This window comes from Binatus sp. (SeqCode) (assembly GCF_035272065.1).
Taxonomy (GTDB): Bacteria; Desulfobacterota; Binatia; order Binatales; family Binataceae; genus Binatus.
This window is the reverse complement of record NZ_DATEQZ010000037.1, coordinates 1-22967: the sequence shown is the minus strand read 5'-3', so window position 1 is coordinate 22967 and position 22967 is coordinate 1. Positions and strand designations below refer to the sequence as shown.

The 22967-nt window shown below is 61.3% G+C and carries 25 protein-coding genes and 1 tRNA gene; 14 read left to right on the top strand and 12 right to left on the bottom strand.

Going from position 1 to position 22967, the window contains the following annotated elements; all coding sequences use genetic code 11:
- Positions 1 to 88: 88 nt before the first annotated feature.
- Positions 89 to 1258: a DNA-processing protein DprA gene (gene dprA, locus VJX68_RS06510; RefSeq protein ID WP_324094858.1), complete on the bottom strand. Its 1170-nt coding sequence runs from the start codon at positions 1256 to 1258 to the stop codon at positions 89 to 91.
- 185 nt (positions 1259 to 1443) lie between these two features.
- On the opposite strand from dprA, the gene VJX68_RS06505 reads away from it, so the two are divergent.
- Positions 1444 to 2028, top strand: coding sequence for a ferritin-like domain-containing protein (locus VJX68_RS06505; RefSeq protein ID WP_324094857.1), 585 nt, complete (start codon positions 1444 to 1446; stop codon positions 2026 to 2028).
- Positions 2029 to 2126: 98 nt separating this feature from the next.
- On the opposite strand, the gene pyrF is transcribed toward VJX68_RS06505, so the two are convergent.
- A complete protein-coding gene (pyrF, locus tag VJX68_RS06500) occupies positions 2127 to 3011 on the bottom strand; it encodes an orotidine-5'-phosphate decarboxylase (RefSeq protein WP_324094856.1) in 885 nt (294 codons plus the stop codon).
- Between the two features lie 101 nt (positions 3012 to 3112).
- Between pyrF and VJX68_RS06495 the strand changes: the two genes are divergently transcribed.
- Both VJX68_RS06495 and VJX68_RS19100 read left to right on the top strand, forming a co-directional pair.
- Positions 3113 to 3820: a hypothetical protein gene (locus tag VJX68_RS06495; protein ID WP_324094855.1), complete on the top strand. Its 708-nt coding sequence runs from the start codon at positions 3113 to 3115 to the stop codon at positions 3818 to 3820.
- A gap of 22 nt (positions 3821 to 3842) precedes the next feature.
- Positions 3843 to 4259, top strand: coding sequence for a GFA family protein (locus VJX68_RS19100; RefSeq protein ID WP_349255889.1), 417 nt, complete (start codon positions 3843 to 3845; stop codon positions 4257 to 4259).
- 23 nt (positions 4260 to 4282) lie between these two features.
- Here the strand turns inward: VJX68_RS19100 and VJX68_RS06485 are convergent, their stop codons facing one another.
- A complete protein-coding gene (locus VJX68_RS06485; protein WP_324094853.1) occupies positions 4283 to 4963 on the bottom strand; it encodes a DNA-3-methyladenine glycosylase family protein in 681 nt (226 codons plus the stop codon).
- A 59-nt stretch (positions 4964 to 5022) separates the two neighbouring features.
- On the opposite strand from VJX68_RS06485, the gene VJX68_RS06480 reads away from it, so the two are divergent.
- The 3 genes from VJX68_RS06480 to VJX68_RS06470 are packed head-to-tail and all read left to right on the top strand — an operon-like array spanning position 5023 to position 6937.
- On the top strand, positions 5023 to 5472 hold the full coding sequence (locus tag VJX68_RS06480) for an FAS1-like dehydratase domain-containing protein (protein ID WP_324094852.1): 450 nt from the start codon (positions 5023 to 5025) through the stop codon (positions 5470 to 5472).
- Complete coding sequence (locus VJX68_RS06475; protein WP_324094851.1) at positions 5469 to 5906, top strand: MaoC family dehydratase; 438 nt, start codon at positions 5469 to 5471, stop codon at positions 5904 to 5906. Before VJX68_RS06480 ends, VJX68_RS06475 begins: the two co-directional genes overlap by 4 nt.
- A complete protein-coding gene (locus VJX68_RS06470; protein WP_324094850.1) occupies positions 5903 to 6937 on the top strand; it encodes a lysylphosphatidylglycerol synthase domain-containing protein in 1035 nt (344 codons plus the stop codon). Before VJX68_RS06475 ends, VJX68_RS06470 begins: the two co-directional genes overlap by 4 nt.
- 9 nt (positions 6938 to 6946) lie before the next feature.
- On the opposite strand, the gene VJX68_RS06465 is transcribed toward VJX68_RS06470, so the two are convergent.
- Genes VJX68_RS06465 through VJX68_RS06435 form a run of 7 tightly spaced genes read right to left on the bottom strand, consistent with a single transcriptional unit; the run spans position 6947 to position 12565 of the window.
- Entirely contained in the window at positions 6947 to 8542 is a 1596-nt protein-coding gene (locus tag VJX68_RS06465; protein ID WP_324094849.1) for an ABC transporter substrate-binding protein, read from the bottom strand.
- Entirely contained in the window at positions 8539 to 9351 is an 813-nt protein-coding gene (locus VJX68_RS06460; RefSeq protein ID WP_324094848.1) for an ABC transporter permease, read from the bottom strand. Before VJX68_RS06460 ends, VJX68_RS06465 begins: the two co-directional genes overlap by 4 nt.
- Positions 9348 to 10277, bottom strand: coding sequence for an ABC transporter permease (locus VJX68_RS06455; protein WP_324094847.1), 930 nt, complete (start codon positions 10275 to 10277; stop codon positions 9348 to 9350). The genes VJX68_RS06460 and VJX68_RS06455 overlap by 4 nt, the downstream gene beginning before the upstream one ends.
- A gap of 3 nt (positions 10278 to 10280) precedes the next feature.
- The gene (locus VJX68_RS06450; protein WP_324094846.1) at positions 10281 to 10532 is read right to left on the bottom strand and encodes a hypothetical protein; all 252 of its coding nucleotides are present in this window, start codon (positions 10530 to 10532) and stop codon (positions 10281 to 10283) included.
- A 10-nt stretch (positions 10533 to 10542) separates the two neighbouring features.
- On the bottom strand, positions 10543 to 11268 hold the full coding sequence (locus VJX68_RS06445; protein ID WP_324094845.1) for a VIT1/CCC1 transporter family protein: 726 nt from the start codon (positions 11266 to 11268) through the stop codon (positions 10543 to 10545).
- Positions 11269 to 11275: 7 nt separating this feature from the next.
- Entirely contained in the window at positions 11276 to 11803 is a 528-nt protein-coding gene (locus VJX68_RS06440; protein ID WP_324094844.1) for a redoxin domain-containing protein, read from the bottom strand.
- Between the two features lie 42 nt (positions 11804 to 11845).
- Positions 11846 to 12565, bottom strand: a complete 720-nt coding sequence (locus tag VJX68_RS06435) for an SIMPL domain-containing protein (RefSeq protein WP_324094843.1) — start codon at positions 12563 to 12565, stop codon at positions 11846 to 11848.
- Positions 12566 to 12664: 99 nt separating this feature from the next.
- On the opposite strand from VJX68_RS06435, the gene proS reads away from it, so the two are divergent.
- Positions 12665 to 14137, top strand: coding sequence for a proline--tRNA ligase (gene proS, locus VJX68_RS06430; RefSeq protein WP_324094842.1), 1473 nt, complete (start codon positions 12665 to 12667; stop codon positions 14135 to 14137).
- Between the two features lie 6 nt (positions 14138 to 14143).
- On the opposite strand, the gene trpS is transcribed toward proS, so the two are convergent.
- The gene (gene trpS, locus VJX68_RS06425) at positions 14144 to 15142 is read right to left on the bottom strand and encodes a tryptophan--tRNA ligase (RefSeq protein WP_324094841.1); all 999 of its coding nucleotides are present in this window, start codon (positions 15140 to 15142) and stop codon (positions 14144 to 14146) included.
- Between the two features lie 11 nt (positions 15143 to 15153).
- Positions 15154 to 16029 (bottom strand): deoxyribonuclease IV, encoded by an 876-nt coding sequence (locus VJX68_RS06420; protein ID WP_324094840.1) that lies wholly within the window; start codon positions 16027 to 16029, stop codon positions 15154 to 15156.
- Positions 16030 to 16152: 123 nt separating this feature from the next.
- Between VJX68_RS06420 and VJX68_RS06415 the strand changes: the two genes are divergently transcribed.
- From VJX68_RS06415 to VJX68_RS19300, 7 genes are all read left to right on the top strand, one after another.
- Entirely contained in the window at positions 16153 to 16578 is a 426-nt protein-coding gene (locus tag VJX68_RS06415) for a hypothetical protein (RefSeq protein WP_324094839.1), read from the top strand.
- A gap of 63 nt (positions 16579 to 16641) precedes the next feature.
- Positions 16642 to 17508: an NAD(+)/NADH kinase gene (locus tag VJX68_RS06410; RefSeq protein WP_324094838.1), complete on the top strand. Its 867-nt coding sequence runs from the start codon at positions 16642 to 16644 to the stop codon at positions 17506 to 17508.
- Positions 17509 to 17523: 15 nt separating this feature from the next.
- A complete protein-coding gene (gene recN, locus VJX68_RS06405; protein WP_324094837.1) occupies positions 17524 to 19221 on the top strand; it encodes a DNA repair protein RecN in 1698 nt (565 codons plus the stop codon).
- Between the two features lie 75 nt (positions 19222 to 19296).
- Complete coding sequence (locus VJX68_RS06400; RefSeq protein WP_324094836.1) at positions 19297 to 20397, top strand: amidohydrolase family protein; 1101 nt, start codon at positions 19297 to 19299, stop codon at positions 20395 to 20397.
- A 94-nt stretch (positions 20398 to 20491) separates the two neighbouring features.
- A tRNA-Ala gene (locus VJX68_RS06395) sits at positions 20492 to 20568 on the top strand.
- Between the two features lie 290 nt (positions 20569 to 20858).
- The gene (locus VJX68_RS19305) at positions 20859 to 21686 is read left to right on the top strand and encodes a GNAT family N-acetyltransferase (RefSeq protein ID WP_414643460.1); all 828 of its coding nucleotides are present in this window, start codon (positions 20859 to 20861) and stop codon (positions 21684 to 21686) included.
- A 375-nt stretch (positions 21687 to 22061) separates the two neighbouring features.
- Positions 22062 to 22367: an ASCH domain-containing protein gene (locus VJX68_RS19300; RefSeq protein ID WP_414643459.1), complete on the top strand. Its 306-nt coding sequence runs from the start codon at positions 22062 to 22064 to the stop codon at positions 22365 to 22367.
- Positions 22368 to 22967: the final 600 nt, after the last annotated feature.

The window sequence follows — 22967 nt, the reverse complement described above, 5'->3', positions numbered from 1 at the left end:
TTGGGTGCCTCCAGCTTCCGTACCCAGCCGCGCAGGTTTCGCGCCAGTGCAAATCGCGCGACGCTTCAGGGCTTACACCCTGCCAGAACTATGCGAGCGAGAAAAGCTTGCCCGGATGCTGGGTGACGCGATCGAGTTCCAGTTCCAGCAGTAACCTAAGCACGGTTTGGGCATTTAGCCCGGAAGACTCGATGATCGAGTCAACGTGGAGTCTTTCAGAATCTTTTAGATTATTCAAGATTGTCGTAGCACTATCCGCGACCATTTCGAGAGTCTTGGCGCCTTCGACCGACTCGGACGACGTGACGGTCTCATCTCTGGCATCGGTGTTAGTCGGCTTTGCGGGGACCTCCAGTTGTCTCGGCGCCCCCTGCGGCCGCGCCATCTGAGGTGCCAGTTCCTCTATCACGTCCTCGACGCATTCGACCAGCTTCGCGCCCTCCTTGAGCAGGCGATTGCTGCCGCGCGTCTTGCCGCTGAGTGGGCTGCCCGGGACGGCGAACACCTGGCGATCCTGCTCGAGTGCCATCCGCGCCGTGATCAGCGAGCCGCTCTTTTCGGCCGCCTCGACGATTACGACGCCCAGGCACAGCCCCGACAGGATGCGGTTGCGGGTCGGGAAGTTCTCCGCCAACGGCTGCGTTCCAATCGGAAGCTCGCTGATGAGGGCGCCGCCGTTCGCAAGGATCTCTTCGGCCAGCTTGCGATGCTCTGCAGGATAGATCACGTCGACGCCGCATCCCATTACGGCAATCGTTTTGCCGTGCGCGTCGAGGGCGCCCTGATGCGCCTCGCCGTCGATTCCACGCGCCAGCCCGCTCACGACGGTGAAGCCCTTGGCCGCCAGCTCGAGCCCGAGCCTCTGCGCCATCCGCCGCCCGATGTCACTCGCCGCGCGCGCGCCTACGATTGCGATGCAGGTTGGGTCGCTCAGCTGGGCCGTCCCGCGCACGAACAGGAACGGCGGCGGGTCCGCGATCTGGCGCAAATTTGGTGGATAGTCGGGGTCGGTCCATTTGATAAGGCGCGCGCCGATGTTCGGCAGCTCGCACAGTTCTTTCTCAAGCGGTTCGAAATCGCGAAACTCGGCGATACTGCGCGCCGTGTTGCGCGGCACCCCGGCCGCCGCGATCTCGTCGGAACTGAGCTGGAATATTTTCTCGGGCGTGCCGAACTTCTTGATCAGCAGCTTGCACGTTCGCGGACCAACTCCGCGCGCTCGTCTCAATGCGAGCCAGTAAACATCCGGTGATGGCATATAAACTAAGTTGTTCTCAAAGCCGATGATTCGCAACCCGAGCGTCAAGACCGCGCATTCCCTGTGCAGCGGCGGCGGCCAATTTTCTTGACCCTTCGATCGGGATCGCATAAGTTACGCGCAACCGTCTTATCTGTTATTATTACACATTGGCCGGGTCTTTGACGGCTGACGGAGGATTGGTATTGAGCGCTACATCACTGGGAACGATGGATTTCACTGGAATGTCCACGGCCGAGAAGCAGATTCTCGTCTTCAGCTTTTATCGCGACGCCGAACTGAGAGGCGCGCGTTTACTCTTTAATCTCCTGAGCCACATGAAGGACGGCGAAGCGCAGCTCAAGATGACCGCTCATCTGGCGGATGAAACGCGCCACGCTTTTCTCTGGACCAAGCGAATCTCGGATCTCGGCGGCGCGCCCATCCTGATCGACGACGGCTACCAGCGCCGGCTCGGCCTTCGCACCGGCGTGCCCAAAACTATCATCGACCTGCTCGCATTGACGGTCGTGGTTGAAGAGCGCGCCCAGAGCCGCTACAACGCGCACATGGCGCTGCCCAACGTCGACGCGGAGACGATGGAAGTCCTGAAGTCGGTCACCAAGGACGAGTCGTGGCATCTGTCGTGGATCGAAAAAGAGATGCACGAGATCGCCAGGGCGCAGGGTAACGAAGAGCAGGCCGAGAAGTCGCTCGAGCGCTATCGCAAGATCGATCGCGAAGTCTATGCCACCATCGCCGCCGACGAAGCCGAGCTGATGCGCGCGTAAGGCGCGATCCCGCATCTTTTTCCTGACACTGGGAGCAGGGGTCACCCCTGCCCAGGGAAGCCTGAAACCCAGGGCGAGTTTCACTACGATTATTTCCGCTACGCGGTGCGCGCAATGCCTTCGGTACTGCGTGTGGCGAGCGCGGCGTTCAAGTCCAAGCGCATCGCCTCGGCGTACTCTGCCGCCGCCTCGACCGGCTGAGCGCCGTCTTTTTTCTGGTACGCGTACATCAGGCTGCGGCTCGCATTGACGATGAACCCGGTGCCGTCCGCGCGCGCCGACGCGACCGCGTCCGCCGCCGTCCCGCCTTGCGTGTCGTATCCCGGAACGAGGATCGTTGCCGCCGGCATCAGTTCGCGCGCGCGCCGCGCCTGCACCGGATACGTCGCGCCGACCACTGCGCCGACCGAGCTGAGTCCGCTCGTGCCGACATGTTCGCTGCCCCATCCGTTGACGCGCTCCGCCACCGACTCCCAGATCGGTCGATTGGGTGCGTTGCGATCCTGAAATTCTCCCGATGAGGGATTCGAGGTCTTGACGAGCACGAACACGCCGCGGCCGTTTTTCACCTTCGCGAGAAACGGCATCAGCGCGTCGCTGCCCTGGTAAGGGTTGACGGTAACGGCGTCGCAATTGAAGTCGCCGTCGCCGAGAAACGCCTCCGCGTACGCTGCCGACGTCGTACCGATATCGCCGCGCTTCGCATCGGCGATCGTGATCAAGCCAAGCCGCCGAGCGGTCTTGACGACCTCGCAAAACGCGCGCATCCCGTCGAGCCCGCGCGCTTCGTAAAACGCAAGCTGCGGCTTGACGGCGATCGCGGAACGCGCACATGACTCAACGATTTCGCAGCAGAAGCGCGCCAGCGTGTAACCGTGTGGAATTCCCGGGGCGCCGGGCGTATCGAGCTGGGGATCGATACCGAGCACCACGACGCTGTCCTTGAGACGTAACGCATGTGCAAGGCGATCGGCAAAGTTCATCGCGCGCATTATTGCATACGGCGGCGCGGAGGTCACATCGGGCGTTGCGTTTTCGCGTCCGTCGCGGGCATCCTTTGGGACAACGACAGGAAAAAAACCGCATGAACAACCTGACTATCGTTACCAAGCTCCGTTTCATGGCCGCGATCGCGCCGGCGATTCTGTTGCTCGCATCCGCCGTGATCGTGGGCGCCTTTCACTACTTCGGCACTATGCCGTGGGAAATTTACGAGAACGAGTATGCGGCGGCGCGCGCGGCCGAGGGGATGGAAAATGCGCTGTACAAGATGGATTGGGGGCGCGGGCAGCCCGACGGGTCGCAAATCGTGAAGGATCAGCAGCGTGGATTCATTTCTGAAATCGAAATCGCGCGGCAGCATATCGGCAGCCGCGAGCAAGCCGAGCGCATCGAGAAAATCGCCAACGACGCTCGCCCGCTGTTCGACGCTCTGCGCACGGCGTCGCCGAGCGACGACAGCCTCGAGCCGCGGCTCCGCGATCTGCAAGGCACGGTAGCGGACCTGATGAGCCTCGACGACGCCGCTCTGATCGCGGTCGCGAACAGCGCCGAATCGCAGTCCCGCACCATGATCGCGATTACAATTGTGGGCCTAGTAGCAGTCCCGTGGATTTGCTTCGTACTGATCGCCCGCCTGTCAGGCAATCTCTACACCGAACTAAAAGAAATGCGCCGCCGCGTCGACGCGCTAGCCGAGCACGAGCCCGCCTCATCCGGCGATACCCGCGCTCTCGACGAATCTCTGACAAACCTGGGCTTCCCAAAACCAAACCCAATGCTGACCAGCTAACACTGCAGCAGAGGAGACTGAAATGTCCACTCCGTTTTTTGGCGGTTGCGCCTGCGGCGCCATTCGGTACAGCGCTGAAGGGGAACCACTCTTCTCAATGAATTGTCACTGTCGGGATTGTCAACGTGAGACCGGGAGCGCCTATGCGCCGGTCCTTGCGGTTCGCAGTGCAACCTTCAGGGTAACCCAAGGGAGCCCGAAGTACTTCGAACTCACGGCCGACAGCGGGCATACGACCAGGCGAGCGTTCTGCGCCGACTGCGGATCACCTCTGTTCGGCTTGCCCGGCATCAGCCCTGACATCGTCACGATTCGAGCCGGCAGCCTGGACGAGCCGAGCGCCTTTCGTCCCACTCGAGACATCTACACCGCGAGTGCTCAACCATGGGACCACATGAACCCAGCCCTGCCCAAATCCTCAAAGCTACCGGACAGGTGACCATACATACTCGCGGACGAATGTTACCGCTTCTTGCGCTTTGCGAGCTTCTTCGCTGGCGGCTTTGCGCCGCCGTCGGGCAGCACTATGTCGAGGCTGCGCCATAGGTACCATGCGGCGGCGGTTCGGTACGGGCGCCAGCGCTCGGCGTGCTTGAGTAGGCGCTTGCGATCGGGGCGCTGGCGCATCCGGTAGTGGCGCTTGACCGCGTTCTGGACGCCGAGATCGTCAGCTGGCATCACGTCGGGGCGGCCCAGGTTGAACATCAGGAAAATTTCAGCCGTCCATTTGCCGATTCCTTTCACTTGCGTGAGGTGCGCGACGATCTCGTCGTCGGTCATTCGATCGAATCGATGGAAGTCGAGCTTGCGGTCGCGAATGTGCGCGGCGAGGTCCTTTATGTAGAGTGCCTTTTTTTCAGAGAGGCCTACTGCGCGTAGCTCGGCGTCGGTTTTGGCCAGCACCTGTTCCGGCGACGGAAATTCCACGCCTGGAAACAGACCGACGAAACGGCCGTAAATCGCATTGGCAGCGGCTCCCGCAAGCTGCTGGAAAATAATCGCCCGCGCCAGCGCCTGAAAGCGCTCGCGCCGCGGCTGGATTCCAAGCGGACCGACCTCAGCGATAATCCGTGCGAGGATCGGGTCGGCCTTGCTAAGATGCATCCGCGCCTTGCGCGCGTATGGGACTCTGGGATTTGGCATAAGACTGAAACGCGGTTCGCCGAATCTTGCACGCCTGCTAAGGTTGTTCAATTGGTAATATGAGCGAAGACACCAGACTCGCGATGTGCCCTGAGAACCTCCACGAGGGGATGCGCCTCGGGCCGATTCATTATGTCGTCACGCCGGAGCGGGCGCGCGCGTTCTCGGATGCGGTCAAAGCCAGGAGTCCCGAATTCATCGTTGATGACCGCAACCCCGAGGCGCTTGTATCGCCCACGATGCGCTTGCAGGATTACGCGCTCCTTATCGCCACTCATCTGAAAGGCGGCAAGGGGGGAGTCCATGCGAAGCACTGGTGCGAGTTCCACGAGCCGATGCGCGTCGGGCAAGCGGTCAAGACCGAGGGCAAAATTACCGCGACGTATCGCAAGCGCGGCAAGTTTTATTTCACTCTCGAATACGAATCGCGCGACGCGGTGACGGACCAACTGCTGGTGCGCCAGGCGATTACGTCAGTGCTGCTGAACGACAAAGGAGAGATGCGATGAACGCGGCGGCCGGTGAGATTCGAATCGGCGCGGAGCTGGTTTCGGCGCCGTACATCCTCGATGCGGATGCGGCGAAAGCCTACCACGACGGTATCGAGCAGCCGCCGCGGCGCCGCCCGCCCCGCGGAATCCACGACGATAAGGACGCGGCGCGCAAGGCGGGATTCGTTGCGCCGATCGCCGGCGGCGAGCAGACCATCGCGATAATCGCGCAATTCCTCGCGGACAACTTCCGTTTGCGCTTCGTTCGCGGCGGACGTATCGAAGTATCGCTCACCAGGCCGGTGCTGTTCGGCGATACTTTGACCTCGCACGCGAAAATCGTTTCGATCAATCCGAATGCGAATCGCGCCGAGCTGCAGATTCACGTCGCAAATCAGCGCGGCGAACAGGTGCTGATAGGCACCGCTGCGGTCAGGATGAGCGACGCATGACGGCAGGGACGATTCCAAGTTCGAGTGATGCGGCACGCGACGACCTTCCCGCGGCTCGCGCGACACCGCTCTGGCGCAAGGCGATTCCTTATATCGGCACCGTCGCGATCTTCGCCCTGATCTTCTGGCGCATCCCGATTCGCAAAGTCGAGCAGGCGCTGTCGCAGGTGCCCGTGCTCGAGTTCCTGGCGGTGTTCATGCCGTACTCGCTGTTCTACTGCGCACTCGATTCGGCGTGTCTGACCTGGGTCGTACGGCACTTCAACGCGCGGATGCACTATCGCGATATCCTGCCGATTCGCGCAAGCATGTACGTGCTGGCGCTGATTAACACCAGCCTCGCGCAGGGCGGCGTCGCGTATTACCTGCATCGCAAGGCCGGAGTCAGCTTCCTGAGCGCGCTCAGCTCGGTGCTGTTCATCGCGCTGCTCGAGATCTACCAGCTGTTTCTGTTCTCGACGCTGGGCGTGATGTTTTACACCCCGGTTGGCGACGCGCAGGTAAAGCTGGTAGCGGTTCTTCGCGTCGTGTACATCGCGGCATGGGCACTACTGGCGGGAATCATGATCTTCTTCGCGATTGCGCGGCGCAGCGCGCGGATTCGGAACTGGGTCGAGAACGGGAGGGCGGGCGCTTTGCTCGCGACGTTCATCCAGGCGCGCCCGCTCGATTACCTGGTGGTGCTGGCGATCAAGGCGCCGACGTTTCTCGCGTCGGTCGTCGCGCAATATTACGCGCTCGCGCTTTACGGAATTGCGATCCCGTTCGTGAAGCTGATGCTGTTTCTGCCGCTGGTGTTCCTGGCCGCCGCGCTGCCGATCTCGGTGGCCCATCTCGGCACCAGCCAAGCGGCGTGGCTGCTGTTTTTCTCGAGCAACGCATCACCTGCAAAGATCGTCGCCTACAGTCTGGCGGCACAACTCACCTTCATGCTGTGCAACGCGCTAATCGGACTGATATTCCTGCCGCGCGCCAGCCGCGAGTTGACCGCGCTCCGCGCGGAGCCTGCGAGCAGTTCCGCAACCGCTTAAAGCTTGTGGCTACTCCGGGTGCGGAGACAGCCACACGTGTTCGAAGCGGGTTGGGCGCATCGGGTTGATCATGTAGTCGTGCACCCACGGCTGGCGGATTATGTAAGTCACCGGGTAATAGAGGAAAACCCAAGGCGCGTCGGTTACCACGATTTTCTCGGCTTGATCGTACAAAGCGTAGCGCTTTTTCATGTCGGCTACCGGCTCGGCTTCATTAAGAAGGTGTTCGACATCGGGGTTGGAATAGAAGCTATCGTTGTTGGAGCCCCACTGCGCATGGGATAGCAGTGCGCCGAGGAAATTTTCGGGATCGGGAAAGTCGGCCTCCCATCCCTGCATGAACGCCTGCACCGTATGCGGCTGGCGAATCGCTTCGAGGAACGGGCCCCAGGCGACCGGTTTCAGCTTCGCGTGGATGCCGAGCGGCGCGAGGTCCTGCTGTATCGATTGCGCGAGCATCAGGAGGGTCTGATCGGCGCGCATCCAGATTTCAAAATCGAAGCCGTGCGCGAGATGAGCTTCCTCGAGCAGCGCGCGCGCCTTCGCGGGGTCGTAATCGTAGCCCTTGAGGTCAGGATCGTAGCCGGGGAGGTTCGGCGGCATGACGCCGCGCGCGACGACGCCGCGTCCGTTCAATATTGCGATCAGCTTGTGGCGGTCGATCGCGTAACTCAGCGCGCGGCGCACGCGAACGTCGGTGAACGGCCACATCTGGCAGTTCATGCCGAGGTAGCGGGTCGTGACCGTAGTTTTCGCCAGGGTCAAATTCTGCAGCGCGGGAGTTTTCATAACGTAGGGGCACTCGGCCGGCGGAATATCGACCACCGCGTCGATTTGCCCTGCGTCGAAGCGGAGCCATTGCAATTCCTGGTTGACGCCGACCGACTCGACGATCGCGTCGAGATGCGGCAACGGTTTGGCGAAGTAGTAGGGATTTTTCACAAGTACAATTCGCTGCCCGCCAATCCAATCACGCAGCATGAACGCGCCGCTGCCGACGACGTGGCGCGAGAAGTCGTCGCCCCATTTCTCCGCGACGTCGCGCGGGATGGCCGACGCAAACGGCATCGCGAGCTTGTGCCCGAATATCGGATCGGGTGCGCTCAGATGGAAGATGATTGTCGAATTGTCAGGCGTCTCGATTCCACTCACATGCGCGGCGCGATGCGCGGCGAAGTCGGCCGCGCCCACTATACCGCGGTAGTACTCCATCCCGCGCGAGCGCGTGGCGGGATTCAGCACACGTTCGATTCCATAGCGGAAGTCGCCGCTGGTGACGGTTCGTCCGTCGGAAAAGCGGGCGTCGGCGCGCATGTGAAATGTGAAAGTCGTCGCGTCGGGTGAACTTTCCCACGCGGTTGCGATATCGGGTTCGAGCTCGATGTTGCCGTCGCCGTAGCGCACGAGGGTGTCGAAAATTGCCTGCTCGAAGGTCCAGGAGACAGTGTCGTATCCGGCGGCCGGATCCAAGGTAGGGATATCGTCAGCATCCGCGAGCCGGAGGACCATCGCGTGCGGCGGTAAGTTGAGCGGAGGTGGGCCGCCGCCACATCCCGCGGATAATGCGATAGCGATGAGAGCCGGCACGATTCTTCGACGCGTCATTGCGAGCGCCTGCGCAGAAATCCGTAGCCGAAAAGATTGAAGCTGAGCACCGCGTAAAAGATCGCGAGACCGGGAAAGGTCGCGAGCCACGGCGCGGTGCGGAAATAAATCGTCGCCTCTTCGATCATGCGGCCCCAACTCGGCGTCGGCGGCGGCACGCCGAGGCCGAGGAAGCTGAGCGCCGCGTCGAGCAGTAAGGTGTCGGACGTTCGCAGAGCTGCCATTACGATGATGATCGGCAAGACGTTCGGCAGGATATGCAGGGCGATCAATCGGCGTGACGGCGCGCCCAGCGCCTCGGCGCCTACCACGAAATCGCGGCGGGTCATCGTCAGCGTTTCCGCGCGCACCACGCGCGCGATCGAGGTCCATGAAACGAGGCCGATTACGATGAAGATCGTGCGCAGACTCGGTCCCAGTACCGCTACCAGAGCCATCGCGAGCAGCAGCGGCGGCAGCGACAGCATCAGGTCCGTGAAACGCATCAGGATAAAATCGACGGCGCCGCCGAAGAATCCCGAGCACAGGCCGATGGCGATGCCGATCGTCATGGTGACAGCCATCGCGGCGACGCCGACGGTGAGCGAAATTCGGGCGCCAAAAATGATGCGCGAGAGGACGTCGCGGCCGAGTTCGTCGGTGCCCATCGGAAATTTGAGCGAGGGCGCGCCGGGATCGCCGAAGGTCGGCGCGACGACGATCGTGGGATCGTGCGGCGCGAGCATCGGTGCGAAGACCGCGACCATCACGAGCACGGTGACCATCGCAGCGCCGACGGTTTCGAGCGTGACGAAGCGGCGGATATTCATCCGGTCTCCGCCAGCCGAATGCGCGGATCGAGCCACGCGTAAAGCAGGTCAACGAGCAGATTGACGACGACAATCAGGAACGCGGAGAAGAGAACGGTGCCCATGATCACCGGGATGTCGAGATTGAAGATCGCATCGGCGGCGAGCCGCCCGATTCCCGGCCAATTGAAGACCGTCTCGGTCAGGACGACGCCTGAAAGCAGGCCCGCTAGATCGAGGCCGGCCAGCGTGACGAGCGGCAGCAACGCGTTTGCCATCGCGTGCTTGAGCATCACGCGTACGGGCGAGAGACCCTTGCCGCGCGCGGTGCGCACGTAGTCCTGATCGAACGCGTCGCACAGGCTGGTATGAAGGACGCGCGAATAGTAGCCGGCCGAGCCGAGAGCTAGGGTCAGTGTCGGCAGGATCAAGCTGGTCGCGCCGCTATAGCCGCCAAGTGGAAACGAGCGAACGGTGGCGGCGACCGTGATTAGAAGCATCGTGCCGAGCCAGAAGACCGGGATCGACACGAGAGCCAGCGAGATGACCAGGAGCAAGTTGTCGGTGGCACGGCCGCGATAGGCGGCAGCGATCGCGCCCATCGCGATTCCGAGAATCAACGACAGCGCCATCGCGGCGCCGGCCAGCACGGCAGTCGCGGGAAAGCGATCGGCGATAAGTGTCGTCACGTTCTCGCGCCGGATATACGAGCGGCCGAGGTCGCCGTGAATCGCGCGGTCGAGGTAGCGCGCGTACTGGACGTAGAGCGGCAGGTTGAGGCCCAACTCGGTACGGATCGAGGCGAGAGTTTGCGGGTCGGCTTTCGCCCCGGCCATCGCGATCGCCGGATCAGCGGGAACGACGAACGCTATCGCGAACGTTATGATCGAAGTTCCAACCAGGACCGCGGCACCAAAAACGATTCGCCGTGCGAGGTAAGCGAGCATCGTTCAGCCCGCGAGAATCCCGCGCGCGGCAAGCTCGCGGCGAAGCTGGAGCTCGGCGCGCTCGCGATGGCGTCGAGAGCTGGCGCTGTCTTCGGCGGAATCGAGTGCGGCGCGAGTCTCCGTCGCTAGCGTCGCGATCGCCGCAGACATTTCAGCGAGTAGATGCTCGTCGTCAGCGCCGCGAGCAGCGTCTGATTTTAGTGCGCGATAGTGCGCGAGAAAGGCGGCTAGCGATGAGTACGCAGGAATTTTCACGCGAACAAGGTTAGCCTGCAGTTGCACCGAGTGGCGAGATCGCGAGTCCGATCATGTAGCCGGCGGCTGCAGCGCTCATCGCGATTGCTAAAAAGCGCATACCCGATCGCCAGCGATCGACCCGATGCGCGAGCCATCCTTCGAAGTATCCGACACCGAACAAGGTCAGTGCGGTTGCGGCGAGCGCGCCGCCAAGGTCGTAGCGCGGAACCGTAATCAGCATGTACGGCAATAGCGGGACCAGCGCGCCGACGAGGAATGCTATTCCCATCACGACGCCGTCCAACGCCGGATTACCGAGCATCGCACCGCCGAGGCCGAACATCTTCGCCTCGGCGGTCGAGGCGAGAGCCTTGGGGGAAGTGCTCAGCATCTTGACGACGCGATAAGCGGCCTCGCGACTGAGGCCCTCCTTGCACAGCTCATCGAGCAGCCCTTCCTGAACGGTGTACGGCCTTGAGGCAGCGTCCGTGCGAACGACCTTGAGCTCGGCGTGCAGCACCTCGGTTTCCGCGCGCGCGCCCAAGTAGGCTCCTGCGGCCATCGAGAGCGCGCCTGCAGCCGTCGAGGCCAGGGCGGCAAGCGCGACCTGCGAATGCTGCGAGACGGCGCCGCTCAGTCCGCATAGCACACCGGCGGTCGTCAGCACGCCGTCTTGTACGCCGAACACAATTTCGCGGACGCTCGAGAGCCGCTCGAAGAGCCGCCTTTTTTCCGCGGGATCGACTGAGGCCAAGCTCGCCCTAGAAGTCGCGGTCAGTTGGACCGAACTCGACGCCCGGTTTCCAATCGGCGGGGCAGAGTCGGCCGGCGCGGAGCGCGCGCACGATTCGAAGAGTCTCAACTACGCTGCGTCCGACGTTCAGCGGACATGATGAGGAGAACGCGACCTTGCGCTTGCGATCAAGGATAAATGTCGCGCGCAACGCGACTTTTTCATTGTCGTCGAAAACGCCGTAGGCGCGCGCGAGACTGCCGTCGGGGTCGGCGAGCAGCGGGTAGGCGATGCCGCCGAGCTCGCGCGCCCACCGCAGATGGCTATCCACGTTGTCGATGCTCACGCCCACGATGGCCGTCTCCTCGGCCGTGAAGTCCTTCAGCGCTTTGTTGAAGCCGGTAACTTCGGTGGGACAGATAAACGAAAAGTCGCGCGGATAGAAAAAGATGAGAACCAGTTCGGAGGAAATTTTCGCGAGACTCGAGCGTGCGATACGCCCGTCAAGGGCGCATTCGAGATCGAACGGTGGAGCGGGATCACCAGGCTTCAGCATCGCGGGCTCAAGTGCGCGCTCGGTCAAAGGCGCAAAGCAAACCTACTCAATCTCGAAGGTTAGAGAAACCGTCGCCGGCACCTTTACCTCGCCCGGTTCGACCGGCGTCGCCACGTTGGCCGACATCGCCATCGCCCTTCCCATCCGCACGGGAATCGGCCGCGCTTCCGATACCGTCGTCCCTTTCAGCACCTTGCCTAGCTTCACGCCCAGCGCGGACGCGAGCGCGTCGGCCTGTGCGCGAGCGTCGCGAGTCGCGATCTCGATCGCCTCGGTGCGCGCCTTGGTGTCGTCCTTGACGGTGAAGTCGAGCGAGTTGATGCGATTTGCGCCGGCCGTAATCGCGGAATCGATCAGCGCGCCAACGAGCTCCAGGGCGCCGGTATGCACCGTGACCGAGTTCTGAGCTGCGTAGCCGATGATCCTCGGCTTCTCGCTCGGGCGCTGGTCGTACTCGGGATTCAGCGAATAGCCGCCAGTGGTAATCCTGCCCTTGTCACCGAGCATGGACTTGAGCGCGTCGATTACCTTTGTGGCGAGCGCGGCGTTGCTGCTGGCGGCTTCCTCTGCGGTTTTCGCTTGAGTATCGATCGCGACATCCAGGTCCGCGGTGTCAGGCGACGTGCGGGTCTCGCCGCTTCCGTTAACTTCGATCGTGCGCACGGCGAAATTGTTCGCATCGCTTTGCGCCGACGCCGCGGCAGCGAAAGCTGGCAGGATAATCGCAAGGCTGATGGCGGCTGCTCGGAGTCTCAGCATCATGACTTTCACCTCGGGCGCGCTCCGGACTAAGTTGATTCGGGGCGATTTAATCCGGAGACTGTACCAATTGACGATAATCAAAGTCGTCACGCAACACGAATGGCGGAAAAGCAACCAAAGCAGAACGACAAGAAGGTGACGCCGCGCAGCGAGGATTTCGCCGCGTGGTACAACGACATCTGCCTGCGCGCCGAGTTGGCCGACTACTCGCCGGTGCGCGGATGCATCGTGTTTCGGCCTGACGGTTTTGCGATTTGGGAGGCGCTGCGCGACGAGCTCGACCGCCGCATCAAGAAGACCGGCGCGCGCAACGCGTACTTCCCGCTGTTCATCCCGCAGAGCTTCCTGCAAAAGGAAGCGCAACACGTCGAGGGTTTCGCGCCCGAGCTTGCGGTCGTCACGCACGGAGGCGGCAAGGAGCTCGAAGAGCCGCTGATCGTGCGGCCGACGTCCGAGACGATCATCAACCACATGTTCGCGCAGTGGATCAGGTCGCATCGCGACCTGCCGATGATGGTGAATCAATGGTGCAACGTCGTCCGATGGGAAATGCGGACGCGATTGTTCCTGCGCACCTCGGAGTTCCTCTGGCAGGAGGGCCACACGGCGCACGCCACGGCCGAGGAAGCGCAAACTGAAACGCTTGGGATGCTTGAAGTCTATCGGCAGTTCGTCGAGGAGTTCCTAGCGATTCCGCTGATTGTCGGACGCAAGAGCGCGGCCGAGCGATTTCCCGGCGCCGTCGAGACGTATTCGATCGAAGGCTTGATGGGTGACGGGCGCGCGCTGCAATGCGGCACCTCGCATTTTCTCGGACAGAATTTTGCCAAGCCGTTCGAGATCCGCTACCTCGACGATCAAAACCAGATGCAGTTCGTGTGGCAGACGAGTTGGGGCGTATCGACGCGGCTGCTCGGCGCGATCGTGATGGCGCACGGCGACGACCAGGGATTGCGGCTGCCGCCGACGGTTGCATCGACACAAGCCGTCGTGGTGCCGATATTTCGCAAACCCGAGGAGGGCGCGACCGTGCTCGCGGCGGCGCGTGCCGCGTTGGAAGCGTTGACGCAGGCGGGCATCCGCGCGCGCATCGACGAGCGCGAAGGGATGACGCCGGGGTTCAAGTTCAACGATTGGGAGATGCGCGGCGTGCCGGTACGAATCGAGATCGGTCCGCGCGACGTTGCGTCGGGTGAAGCGGTGCTCGCGCGCCGCGACAAGTCGGGACCGGAGTCGAAGACCAAGGCGTCGCTCGCAACAATCGCGGACACGGTAGGTGCGCTGCTCGGCGAGATTCAGAAGAATCTCTACGCACAGGCTAAGGCCGCGATGGTCGCGAATACGCGGAGGTTCGACGACTACGCGGCGTTTCGCCAGCATATGGAAGGCGAAGGCGGCGGCGGATTTGCTCACATCTATTGGTGCGGGAATCCTGCGTGCGAGACGCGAATCCGCGAAGAGACGAAAGCAACCTGCCGCGCGATTCCACTCACCAATGACGGCGTCGCGGGCAAATGCCTGGTATGCGGGGAATCGGCAACCGAGCGCGCGTATTTCGCGAAATCGTACTGAACAAGATCAGAATTTGTAGCTGATCTTCATCGCGGTGCGCACTTCGGCCATCGTAGCCTGCGCGACGGCGCGCCCTTTGCGGGTGCCCTCGACGATGATCTCGCGGACGTGCTCGGGCTTCGACGCGAAGTGCATGCGGCGCTCGCGAATCGGCTCCAGGAAAACGCTCAGCGCCTTGAACAGCTTCTCCTTGACCTCGACGTCGCCGACCGTGCCCATCCGGTAGCGCTCCTTCAGCTCTTCGACCTCCGCCCTATCCGGATTGAACACGTCGTGATAGGTGAAAACCGGATTGCCTTCGACGTGGCCCGGGTCCGTCGGATGGAGCCGCGTCGGATCGGTGTACATGGACATGACGCGCTTGCGCACGACGTCGGGCGGGTCGCCAAGGTAGATGCAATTGCCGAGCGACTTCGACATCTTTGCGCCACCGTCAGTCCCCGGCAATCGCGCCACTTCGCCGACGAGGGCCTTCGGCTCGATAAGGACTTTGTCGTACATACGATTGAAGCGCCGCACGATCTCGCGCGCCTGCTCGATCATCGGTAGCTGATCCTCGCCGACCGGCACCAGATGCGCCTTGAAGATCGTAATATCCGAAGCTTGCGAAATCGGGTACGTGTAGAAGCCGACCGGCAATCCTTTGCTGAAGTTCTTCTGCTTGATTTCGTCCTTGAGAGTCGGATTGCGCTCGAGCGTCGCGGTCGTGACCAGGTTCATGAAATAGATCGTCAGCTCGGTCAGCTCCGGGACCATCGACTGCACGACGAATTTCACTTTGTTCGGATCTAGGCCGACGGCGAGGTAGTCGAGCGCGACCTCGAAGATATTCGCTTCTAGTTTCTCGGGATGCTCGAAATTGTCGGTCAGCGCCTGGATGTCCGCGATTAGCAAGTAGGTATCGTATTCTTCCTGCAGGCGTACGCGGTTCTGCAGGGATCCTACATAGTGACCGAGATGCAGCGGCCCGGTGGGACGGTCTCCAGTGAGTATTCGTTTGATCATCCGTCGAATAGTCAGTTCTTGAATAGACTGCGTAATGTCGCGAGGTTCTCGATGTCCTCTTTCATCTCGGGACCCTTGGGCGTCTCGAGGCACATCGGCAAGCCGAAAAATCGCTGGTCGTTGAGGATGCGGCGGAACGCGTCGAGCCCGATAAATCCTTTTCCGATATGCTGATGGCGATCGACGCGCGAATGGAAGTCCTTGATCGAGTCGTTGAGATGGAATGCGGCAAGTTTTTTTATCCCGATGAACTTGTCGAGTTCGCTGAAGGTATTCTCGTATCCTTCCGGCGTGCGAATGTCGTAGCCGGCGGCGAATGCGTGCTCGGTGTCGAAGCAGAGCCGCAGCCGCTCGTTCTCGACGACGGCGTCGAAGATTTGTGCCATCTGCTCGAATGTGTGGCCGAGCGTGCTGCCCTGGCCGGCGGTGATCTCGAGCGCGATCTTCACGTTGAAGCCTTTGCATGCGGCGTGCGCCTCGTTGATCGATTTCGCGATCGTCTTGATTCCATTCTCAATGCCCGAGCCAACGTGCGCTCCCGGATGCGCGACGAGAGTGGGCACGCCGAGCGCCTCGCATCGATTCAGCTCATCGATAAACCCCTTGACCGACTTGGTCCGCAGAGCTTCGTCCGGTGCGCCGAGATTTACCAGGTAGGAATCGTGCGCGATCACGGTCGCGATGCCGGTTTCGACTTGATTGTGTTTGAACTTCTCGATTTCCTCTTTACTGTACGGCTTCGACGCCCACTGTCGCGACGACTTGGTGAAAATCTGGATGCATTCGCAGCCGACCTGCTTGCCGCGGATCAGCGCTTCGCCGACTCCGCCGGCGATCGACATATGCGCCCCAAGGATCGGACGACTGGATTTGCCGGTGTTTGCCATCGGGAGATGCCGCCTTTACGCGCCGGCCGCTGTGGCAGCGAGCGCATCGCGAATTTTATACTAAAGACCGCCCAAAGCGAGCGCGGCGACTCGCGCAATCGCTCTTGCCCACGACGCCGATCGGTGGATACTTCATTACTCGTGCGAATCGCGATCATTATATTGCTGACGATTGCCGCGGCGGGATGCGCGAAAGTCGTTTCGCTGCCGCCGCAAGTCACGCTTTCGGAAGTGGAGCCGTCTGGCCGCGCCGCCAAGCCGCCCGATTGCAACATGCCGGTGTTGCGGCACGAGCCGCTGACAGATTTTCGCAAGGTCGCAATCGTGGAGGCATTGGGAAACGTCTATGCGAGCGAGGCCGACGTGCTGCCGGCAGTGCAGCGCAAGGCCTGCGAAACCGGCGCGGATGCGATCGTCATACTCACGAGCAAGTCGCAGACTACCGAAAGCGCCACTGGCTACTACATAAATTCGGTTGCAATCGTGTACGGCAAGGAAAATCCCGCGGCGGCCGGGACCGCGTATAAGATTCCTCCAATCTCCCAGTGAAACCCACAAGGCACAACGAATGCCTTCGCGTCGCCGCGGATTTCAGGGCATGATGAGCGCCTGATGGCGGTGACGAAGCGGTCCATAAAGACGGTCGGCCTGGTCGTCAAGCGCGAGCGGCCCGAAGCGATCAAAATCGCGCGAATCCTCACGCGCTTTCTCCGCGGCAAGCACAAGACTCCGATCGCTGACTCGGAGACCGCAAAAAAGATCGGCGCGGAGGCCGTCGAAAGGCATCACCTCGCCGACCGTGCCGACCTGATCGTCGTGCTCGGTGGCGACGGCACGCTGCTCGGCGTCGCGCGGCTGGTCGCGTCGGAGGGCATTCCGATCCTGGGCGTCAATCTCGGCGGACTCGGCTTCCTGACCGAAGTGACAATAAAGGAGGCGCGAGCCGCGCTGGGTCGCGTGCTCAACGGCGACTACGAAGTCGATCGGCGCATAATGCTCGAGGCAATTGTCGAACGCGCGTCAGAGGAGATGGCCCAGACCTTTCAAGCATTCAACGACGTGGTCGTCGGCAAAGGCCCGCTCGGCCGGATGCTCCAGCTCGACGTGTTCGCCAACCGCATGGCCTTCTGCTCGTATCGCGCCGACGGATTGATCGTCGCAACGCCCACCGGCTCGACGGCATACGCGCTCGCCGCCGGCGGGCCGATTGTCTATCCAACTCTCAACGCGATCGTGCTCGCGCCAATCTGTCCGCATACTCTGAGCAACCGTCCCGTGGTGCTGCCCGATACCTACCAGATTGAGATTCACGTCAAGGCGCCCGATCACGACACAACGTTCACCGTCGACGGCCAGGAGTCGGCGCAACTGGGGCCGGCCGATATAATCAGAATCCATCGCGCGCGCCACTTCGTCTCGCTGATCCGCTCCGCTCATCCGTATTTCGAAATCTGGCGCGACAAGCTCCACTGGGGATAGCCGCGCGCGTCCCGGATGCTGCTCGAACTGCACATACGCAACTTCGCGATAATCGAGGAAGCCAGTCTCGAGTTCGGCGCCGGCCTCAACGTGCTGTCCGGCGAAACCGGCGCCGGCAAAACGATTATCCTGAGCGCGCTCGGATTGCTGCTCGGCTCGCGCGCGGCGCCCGATATGATTCGCATCGGCGAGAAAGAAGCGGTCGTCGAGGGACTTTTCGAGCTGGAGGGTGAGGCCGCCATGCCTGATCTGGCCTTGCGCAAGAGCGATGGCGGCCGCCGGCAGTTGGCCGTGCGCAGAGTGATTGCCGAGGGCGGTGGACGCTCGCGCGTGACGATCGACGGCGAACTCGCCACCGTGCAAAGCCTCGGCAGAATCGGCGCGTCTCTGGTCCAGGTCTATGGACAGCACGAGCAGCATTCGCTGCTCCGTGCCGAGAGCCACCGCGAGATTCTCGATCGTTACGCGAACCTCGACGACGAACTCGCATCCTATCGCGACCGCTATGCGCGCGCGGAAGAAATCCAATCCCGCCTTCAGGAACTGAACCGCCGCGAACGCGAACGCGCCGATTTGCTGGAGCTCGCAAGGTTCCGCGCGACCGAACTCGAGCGCGCCGACCTCGTCGCCGGGGAGGACGAAGAACTGTCGCGCGAACGGACCGTGCTTTCCAACGCGAGCAAGCTCGCCGCCGCCGCGCTCGAAACCGAGCAAGCGCTTTACGGCGCCGACGGCGCCGCGGCCGACACGGTTGCGGAAGCTGAGGCGCGACTGATCGACGCGGCTGCGCTCGATCCGAAACTCGGCGACGCACTCGAGATGATCCGCTCGGCCCGCGCGAACCTCGAGGAAGCCGCGCGCACGCTCGGCGCGTATGCGTCCAAAATAGAGGCGGACCCCGCGCGTCTCGAGGAAATCGACAACCGCCTTCAGGAGCTGACGCGGCTCAAACGCAAATACGGCGGGTCGATCGACACTGCTATCGAAACGTTGGAGCGATCACGCGCCGAAATTGGCGAGCTCGAAGGAATCGGTGAGTCGAAAGCGCAGGTCGAGGCCGCGATGACGGCTGCACTCGACGAACTTGCCGCGCACGCAAATGAACTGTCGTCGATTCGCCATCGCGCCGCCGCCGAACTCGGCCGAAAGATGGAAGCCGAATTGAAGACGCTCGGGATGCGCTCGCCGGGCTTCGAGCCCCGGCTCGGCACGCTCGGTGAGGACGAAGCCGGCTTCGTGCACAACAGCGCCGCGCTCGGTCCGTTCGGAATCGACACAGTTGAGTTTCATCTGTCGCCGAATGTCGGCCAGCCAGCGATGCCGCTGCTGAGAATCGCTTCGGGCGGGGAGCTATCGCGCGTGATGCTCGCGCTCAAGCGCCTCGAGGCGCAGCGCCGCGGCATTGCCACGATGATTTTCGACGAAGTGGACGCTGGCATCGGCGGCGCAGTTGCCCAAGTGGTTGGCCGCAAAATGAAACAGCTCTCGCGCTTTCATCAGATTCTATGCGTCACGCATCTGGCGCAGATCGCGGCGTTCGCCGACCGTCATCTCACCGTCGAAAAAGAAGAGCGGCGCGGCTCGACGCGCAGCCGCGTGGCGGTTCTGGAACCCGGCGATCGCGCCGAGGAGATCGCGCGCATGCTCGGCGGCGAAGTATCCGACAAATTCCGCCGCGCGGCTCGCGAGCTGCTCGATCGCGCCCGGGAATGACGCGCGCTTGACGCCGATCCGTCGCTGGCGCTAAACGGCGATCAGGCTTCCGATACATGCTAGGAGGACCCCGCGATGGACGCGCAGAAAATCCTGTCCGCCGATTCGCACGTGATCGAACCCGCCGATGTGTGGACCTCGCGAATCGACAAGCGCTTTCTCGAGCGCGCGCCGCGCGTCATCAAGCACGCCGGCAGCCGCGAAGGCGACTTCTTCGTCGCCGAAGGACTCCGCCCGTTTCCGGTCGCGGGATTTGCCGTCGCTGGCGTCGATCCGAAGGACTTTGCCGAAAAGATGGCGGGCGGTTACCCCGGCGTCCGCCCCAGCGCGTGGGATCCCAACCTACGAATCAAAGACCAGGAGCGCGACGGCGTCTCGGGCGAGGTGCTCTATCCGAGCCTTGGGATGCGGCTGTTTCAAATGGAGGACGGCGAACTGCGCGCGGCGTGCTTTCGGGCGTACAACGATTGGCTGGCCGATTACTGCACGCACAGCCCGCGGCGCCTGGCGGGAGTCGCGATGGTTTCGCTCGACGATCCGCTCGAAGGAGTCGAGGAGCTCCGTCGGGCCGCGAAAAAAGGCTTGCGCGGCGCGATGATCTGGGGCGCGGCGCCGGCCGAGCGTCCTTACAGCGACCCGTCGTACGATCCATTCTGGGCGGTGGCGCACGATCTCGGCACTCCGCTCAGCCTGCATATCCTGACTGAGCGTCGCGGCGGCAGCGATTTTCAAAGCGTGATGAAAGGCTACCCCGCGCTGCATCATTCGGTCGAGCGATCGCTCACCGAAATTATTTTCGCCGGCGTGCTCGAACGCTTCCCCAATCTCAAGCTCGTATCGGTCGAAAACGACATCGGATGGATACCGCATTTTCTCCAGCGCCTCGACCATTCATTTGAGAAATATCGCTACCTCGAAAAGGAGACGATCGCGAATCCGCCGAGCTACTATTTTCGGCGCCAAGTAGCGGCAACTCTCCAGGACGACCGCGTCGGCGTGGTGACGCGGCACTTTATCGGCGTCAAGAACCTGATGTGGGGATCGGACTTCCCGCATTCGGACTCTACCTGGCCGAACTCACTGGCGGTAATCGCGCGCGACTTCGAAGGCGTCCCCGACGACGAGCGCCGCCTGATGACCTCGGACAACGTCGCCGCGCTTTACGGTTTCGCCTGAACGTCGTAATGATACCGGCTTTCCGATGACGCTTGGAGCCGGTCGGTTGACTCCACGGGCGGTATCCGGTTAGCTGAAAAATCTCGCCGACGGTGGGGCTGTAGCTCAGTTTGGGAGAGCGCCTGAATGGCATTCAGGAGGTCGCGCGTTCGATCCGCGTCAGCTCCACCAAATAAGTCAAGCACTTTTCGGTTCTCAGACATAGGCAAATGCCCGGATTGTCCGCGTTCTGTCCGCTTTTGTCAAGTTCGACACGACGCGACAGGCGAACAAGCGATGATTCCGCAGAAGTCCTCGGAGACTCAGATGCACGTCAATAGTTGGTGCTTCGAACGAAATTCGGTATTTTTGCTTCCGATAAGAATCTTCATTTTTTGCACCTGGGGGATCTCGGCGAGAGCGGCGAGGGAAGAATTCCAAGCAGAGCATCGGTGATACGGCGTGAGATAGAATGCCTGTCGATGCGGGGTCGTTTGATTACGTTCGACGGCGGCGATTCGGGGGGTCATCTTGACCAGCCGTTGGCGCTTCACTTCGGCTCCGGAATCAATCGTCGTGAATTCCGATTTGTCGCCCAATCATCTGGGGGGCAAATCAGAGAGATCGTGGCGGTCCCGCGGTCTCGACGACTTGGCAACATAGAGACGCGAATTTTCCCGGCTTACCGGCGCATGGCCCAGCTGTCCTTGCCTGGAGCGACAAGGACCAACCTCGAGCTCTGGCTCGTTAACTGCGATGAAGATCGTGAGGCGGCCCACGATCTGATCGCGCGAGTTCACTATCTGAAACCTCCGCGAGGAGGGCTTATACTTTGTTGCGGGACCCGCAGAAAAGGCTCCCTATCCACAGGCAAGAATCAAGACCGCTCATCTGTTAAACTGATTGGCTGTGCGGTGCTAGAGACTTTGTGGCATGGCAATCCGAAAGGCCGACAGATTGCTGCCGAGAGAATATTAGGGCGAAAGGTTCCGCGAACCTGGAGCCGGCGGAACATCGTGGACAAGCTTCGAATAGGGTGGATCAGCAGAATCGCGGTCGAGGAGGGCTTCCAAGGTTTGGGAGTAGGCACCGCCCTGACTACAGAGCTCTGTCGGATCGCACCAGCCTTTCGCTTCCCGGCTCCGCGAGTTCTTGAGGTTATGACCCGTGCGCCTCAGTTCGAGCATATTCGGTACAATCGCGGACAGCGTGATTTTCTTTGTGCAGCCGGATTCACAAAGGTCGATGCCTTGACGTCTAAGAGTCGAAGCCGAGCTGCCAAAATGAACTATTACTACGCGGAGGTATAGGAACATGAGTGATCTTCCCTCCGAAAAGCGATTGTTCGTTGCGTTGGCGCGTGATCCGTTCGTTTGGTTCGAAAGCGGACGGAAGTTTTGGGAACTCCGCCGGTATGGCCGCCAGTACACCGAGAAGCACGTGAAAACGGGTCGCGCGGTGGAACTGCGGAATGGTTACGCTCGTCCCGACAGGGCGCTCTATGGTGTTATTTCGCAGGTCGTACAGGCAACTTGCCTGCGGGAATTTTTTGAGAACATACCGTATTCGGAGGTCATACCGACAGCGATCAGTCGCGAAGATGCCATCCTAACGGCCGCTCGCATACTTGCGATCCCACCTGACACCGAAGTTGCAGTGCTAGGGTTTCGAGTCGACGTTCGACGATGATCCCCGTAATTCCGCTCTCTGGCGAATTTGTTCCGCTCGTTCTGTCCGGAAGGAAAATTTCTACGGTTCGGTTGAAGCGAAGACCGTACACCCCCGGTCCTGCCATACTTCGGTCAAGAGACGTCGAGATTCCGATAACGGTTACCACAGTGCGGAACTGCAACCTGCGTGATTTGAATGATGCGGATGCTCGCAAGGATGGCTTCGAATCGATCGGTGATCTCCACTCCGTTTTACAGAAGATCTATGGGAACCTTGAGCCCGATCAGGAGGTTGCAGTACTTGAATTCTCTCTGAGGTAGACGCTTGATGATCGATATACGAGTCTCCCTATCCGGGAAGAAAATCACCGCGCAGGCCACGACAGCCCTAACTGCAGATGATGCTAGCGGAATCATCAATCAAGTTGTCCGAGACTCCGCGGTGGGGAGTTTCGGTGAGTTCCCTCCGTTTTGGAAGGAACGGTGGGAGGTCGACGATCAATTCTATGCGCGCAGAGAAGAAAAAATCGAAAACCTCGGGGACCGTTTCTCCTTCATACTGAAATTGAACGAGCGTCTCTTCCCACCTGATCGTGGGGGTCTTCAACATCTCACGGGAATCCTTTTGGGAGATGTATTTCGCCCACGGATACCCGGCTACGAGGTTAGTTTCGTAGTGGACCAGGTTTCGCTATCTAGGGATTATTTGGATAGGACCGTGACGATTTTTCGTCAAAACCGCGCAAACACTATCGAGGACATCCGACAACAATTCCAGCTGTGGAGTTGACCCGGTTTCGTGGACAGTGGCGGAGTGGGGAAAGTGGAGGAGAGCCGCGATGCCCAAGAGTCATGCACGGTATGCGCCGGAATACCGGCGCCGAATGGTGGAGCTGGTGCGCGCAGGGCGTAGTCCGGACG

Bases quoted from the DNA above. Each gene is read 5' to 3' on its own strand.
- dprA (WP_324094858.1), bottom strand. From the start codon at position 1,258: ATGCCATCACCGGATGTTTACTGGCTCGCATTGAGACGAGCGCGCGGA.
- pyrF (WP_324094856.1), bottom strand. From the start codon at position 3,011: ATGAACTTTGCCGATCGCCTTGCACATGCGTTACGTCTCAAGGACAGC.
- VJX68_RS06495 (WP_324094855.1), top strand. From the start codon at position 3,113: ATGAACAACCTGACTATCGTTACCAAGCTCCGTTTCATGGCCGCGATC.
- VJX68_RS19100 (WP_349255889.1), top strand. From the start codon at position 3,843: ATGTCCACTCCGTTTTTTGGCGGTTGCGCCTGCGGCGCCATTCGGTAC.
- VJX68_RS06485 (WP_324094853.1), bottom strand. From the start codon at position 4,963: ATGCCAAATCCCAGAGTCCCATACGCGCGCAAGGCGCGGATGCATCTT.
- VJX68_RS06480 (WP_324094852.1), top strand. From the start codon at position 5,023: ATGAGCGAAGACACCAGACTCGCGATGTGCCCTGAGAACCTCCACGAG.
- VJX68_RS06475 (WP_324094851.1), top strand. From the start codon at position 5,469: ATGAACGCGGCGGCCGGTGAGATTCGAATCGGCGCGGAGCTGGTTTCG.
- VJX68_RS06470 (WP_324094850.1), top strand. From the start codon at position 5,903: ATGACGGCAGGGACGATTCCAAGTTCGAGTGATGCGGCACGCGACGAC.
- VJX68_RS06465 (WP_324094849.1), bottom strand. From the start codon at position 8,542: ATGACGCGTCGAAGAATCGTGCCGGCTCTCATCGCTATCGCATTATCC.
- VJX68_RS06460 (WP_324094848.1), bottom strand. From the start codon at position 9,351: ATGAATATCCGCCGCTTCGTCACGCTCGAAACCGTCGGCGCTGCGATG.
- VJX68_RS06455 (WP_324094847.1), bottom strand. From the start codon at position 10,277: ATGCTCGCTTACCTCGCACGGCGAATCGTTTTTGGTGCCGCGGTCCTG.
- VJX68_RS06440 (WP_324094844.1), bottom strand. From the start codon at position 11,803: ATGCTGAAGCCTGGTGATCCCGCTCCACCGTTCGATCTCGAATGCGCC.
- VJX68_RS06435 (WP_324094843.1), bottom strand. From the start codon at position 12,565: ATGATGCTGAGACTCCGAGCAGCCGCCATCAGCCTTGCGATTATCCTG.
- proS (WP_324094842.1), top strand. From the start codon at position 12,665: ATGGCGGAAAAGCAACCAAAGCAGAACGACAAGAAGGTGACGCCGCGC.
- trpS (WP_324094841.1), bottom strand. From the start codon at position 15,142: ATGATCAAACGAATACTCACTGGAGACCGTCCCACCGGGCCGCTGCAT.
- VJX68_RS06420 (WP_324094840.1), bottom strand. From the start codon at position 16,029: ATGGCAAACACCGGCAAATCCAGTCGTCCGATCCTTGGGGCGCATATG.
- VJX68_RS06410 (WP_324094838.1), top strand. From the start codon at position 16,642: ATGGCGGTGACGAAGCGGTCCATAAAGACGGTCGGCCTGGTCGTCAAG.
- recN (WP_324094837.1), top strand. From the start codon at position 17,524: ATGCTGCTCGAACTGCACATACGCAACTTCGCGATAATCGAGGAAGCC.
- VJX68_RS06400 (WP_324094836.1), top strand. From the start codon at position 19,297: ATGGACGCGCAGAAAATCCTGTCCGCCGATTCGCACGTGATCGAACCC.
- VJX68_RS19305 (WP_414643460.1), top strand. From the start codon at position 20,859: ATGCGGGGTCGTTTGATTACGTTCGACGGCGGCGATTCGGGGGGTCAT.
- VJX68_RS19300 (WP_414643459.1), top strand. From the start codon at position 22,062: ATGATCCCCGTAATTCCGCTCTCTGGCGAATTTGTTCCGCTCGTTCTG.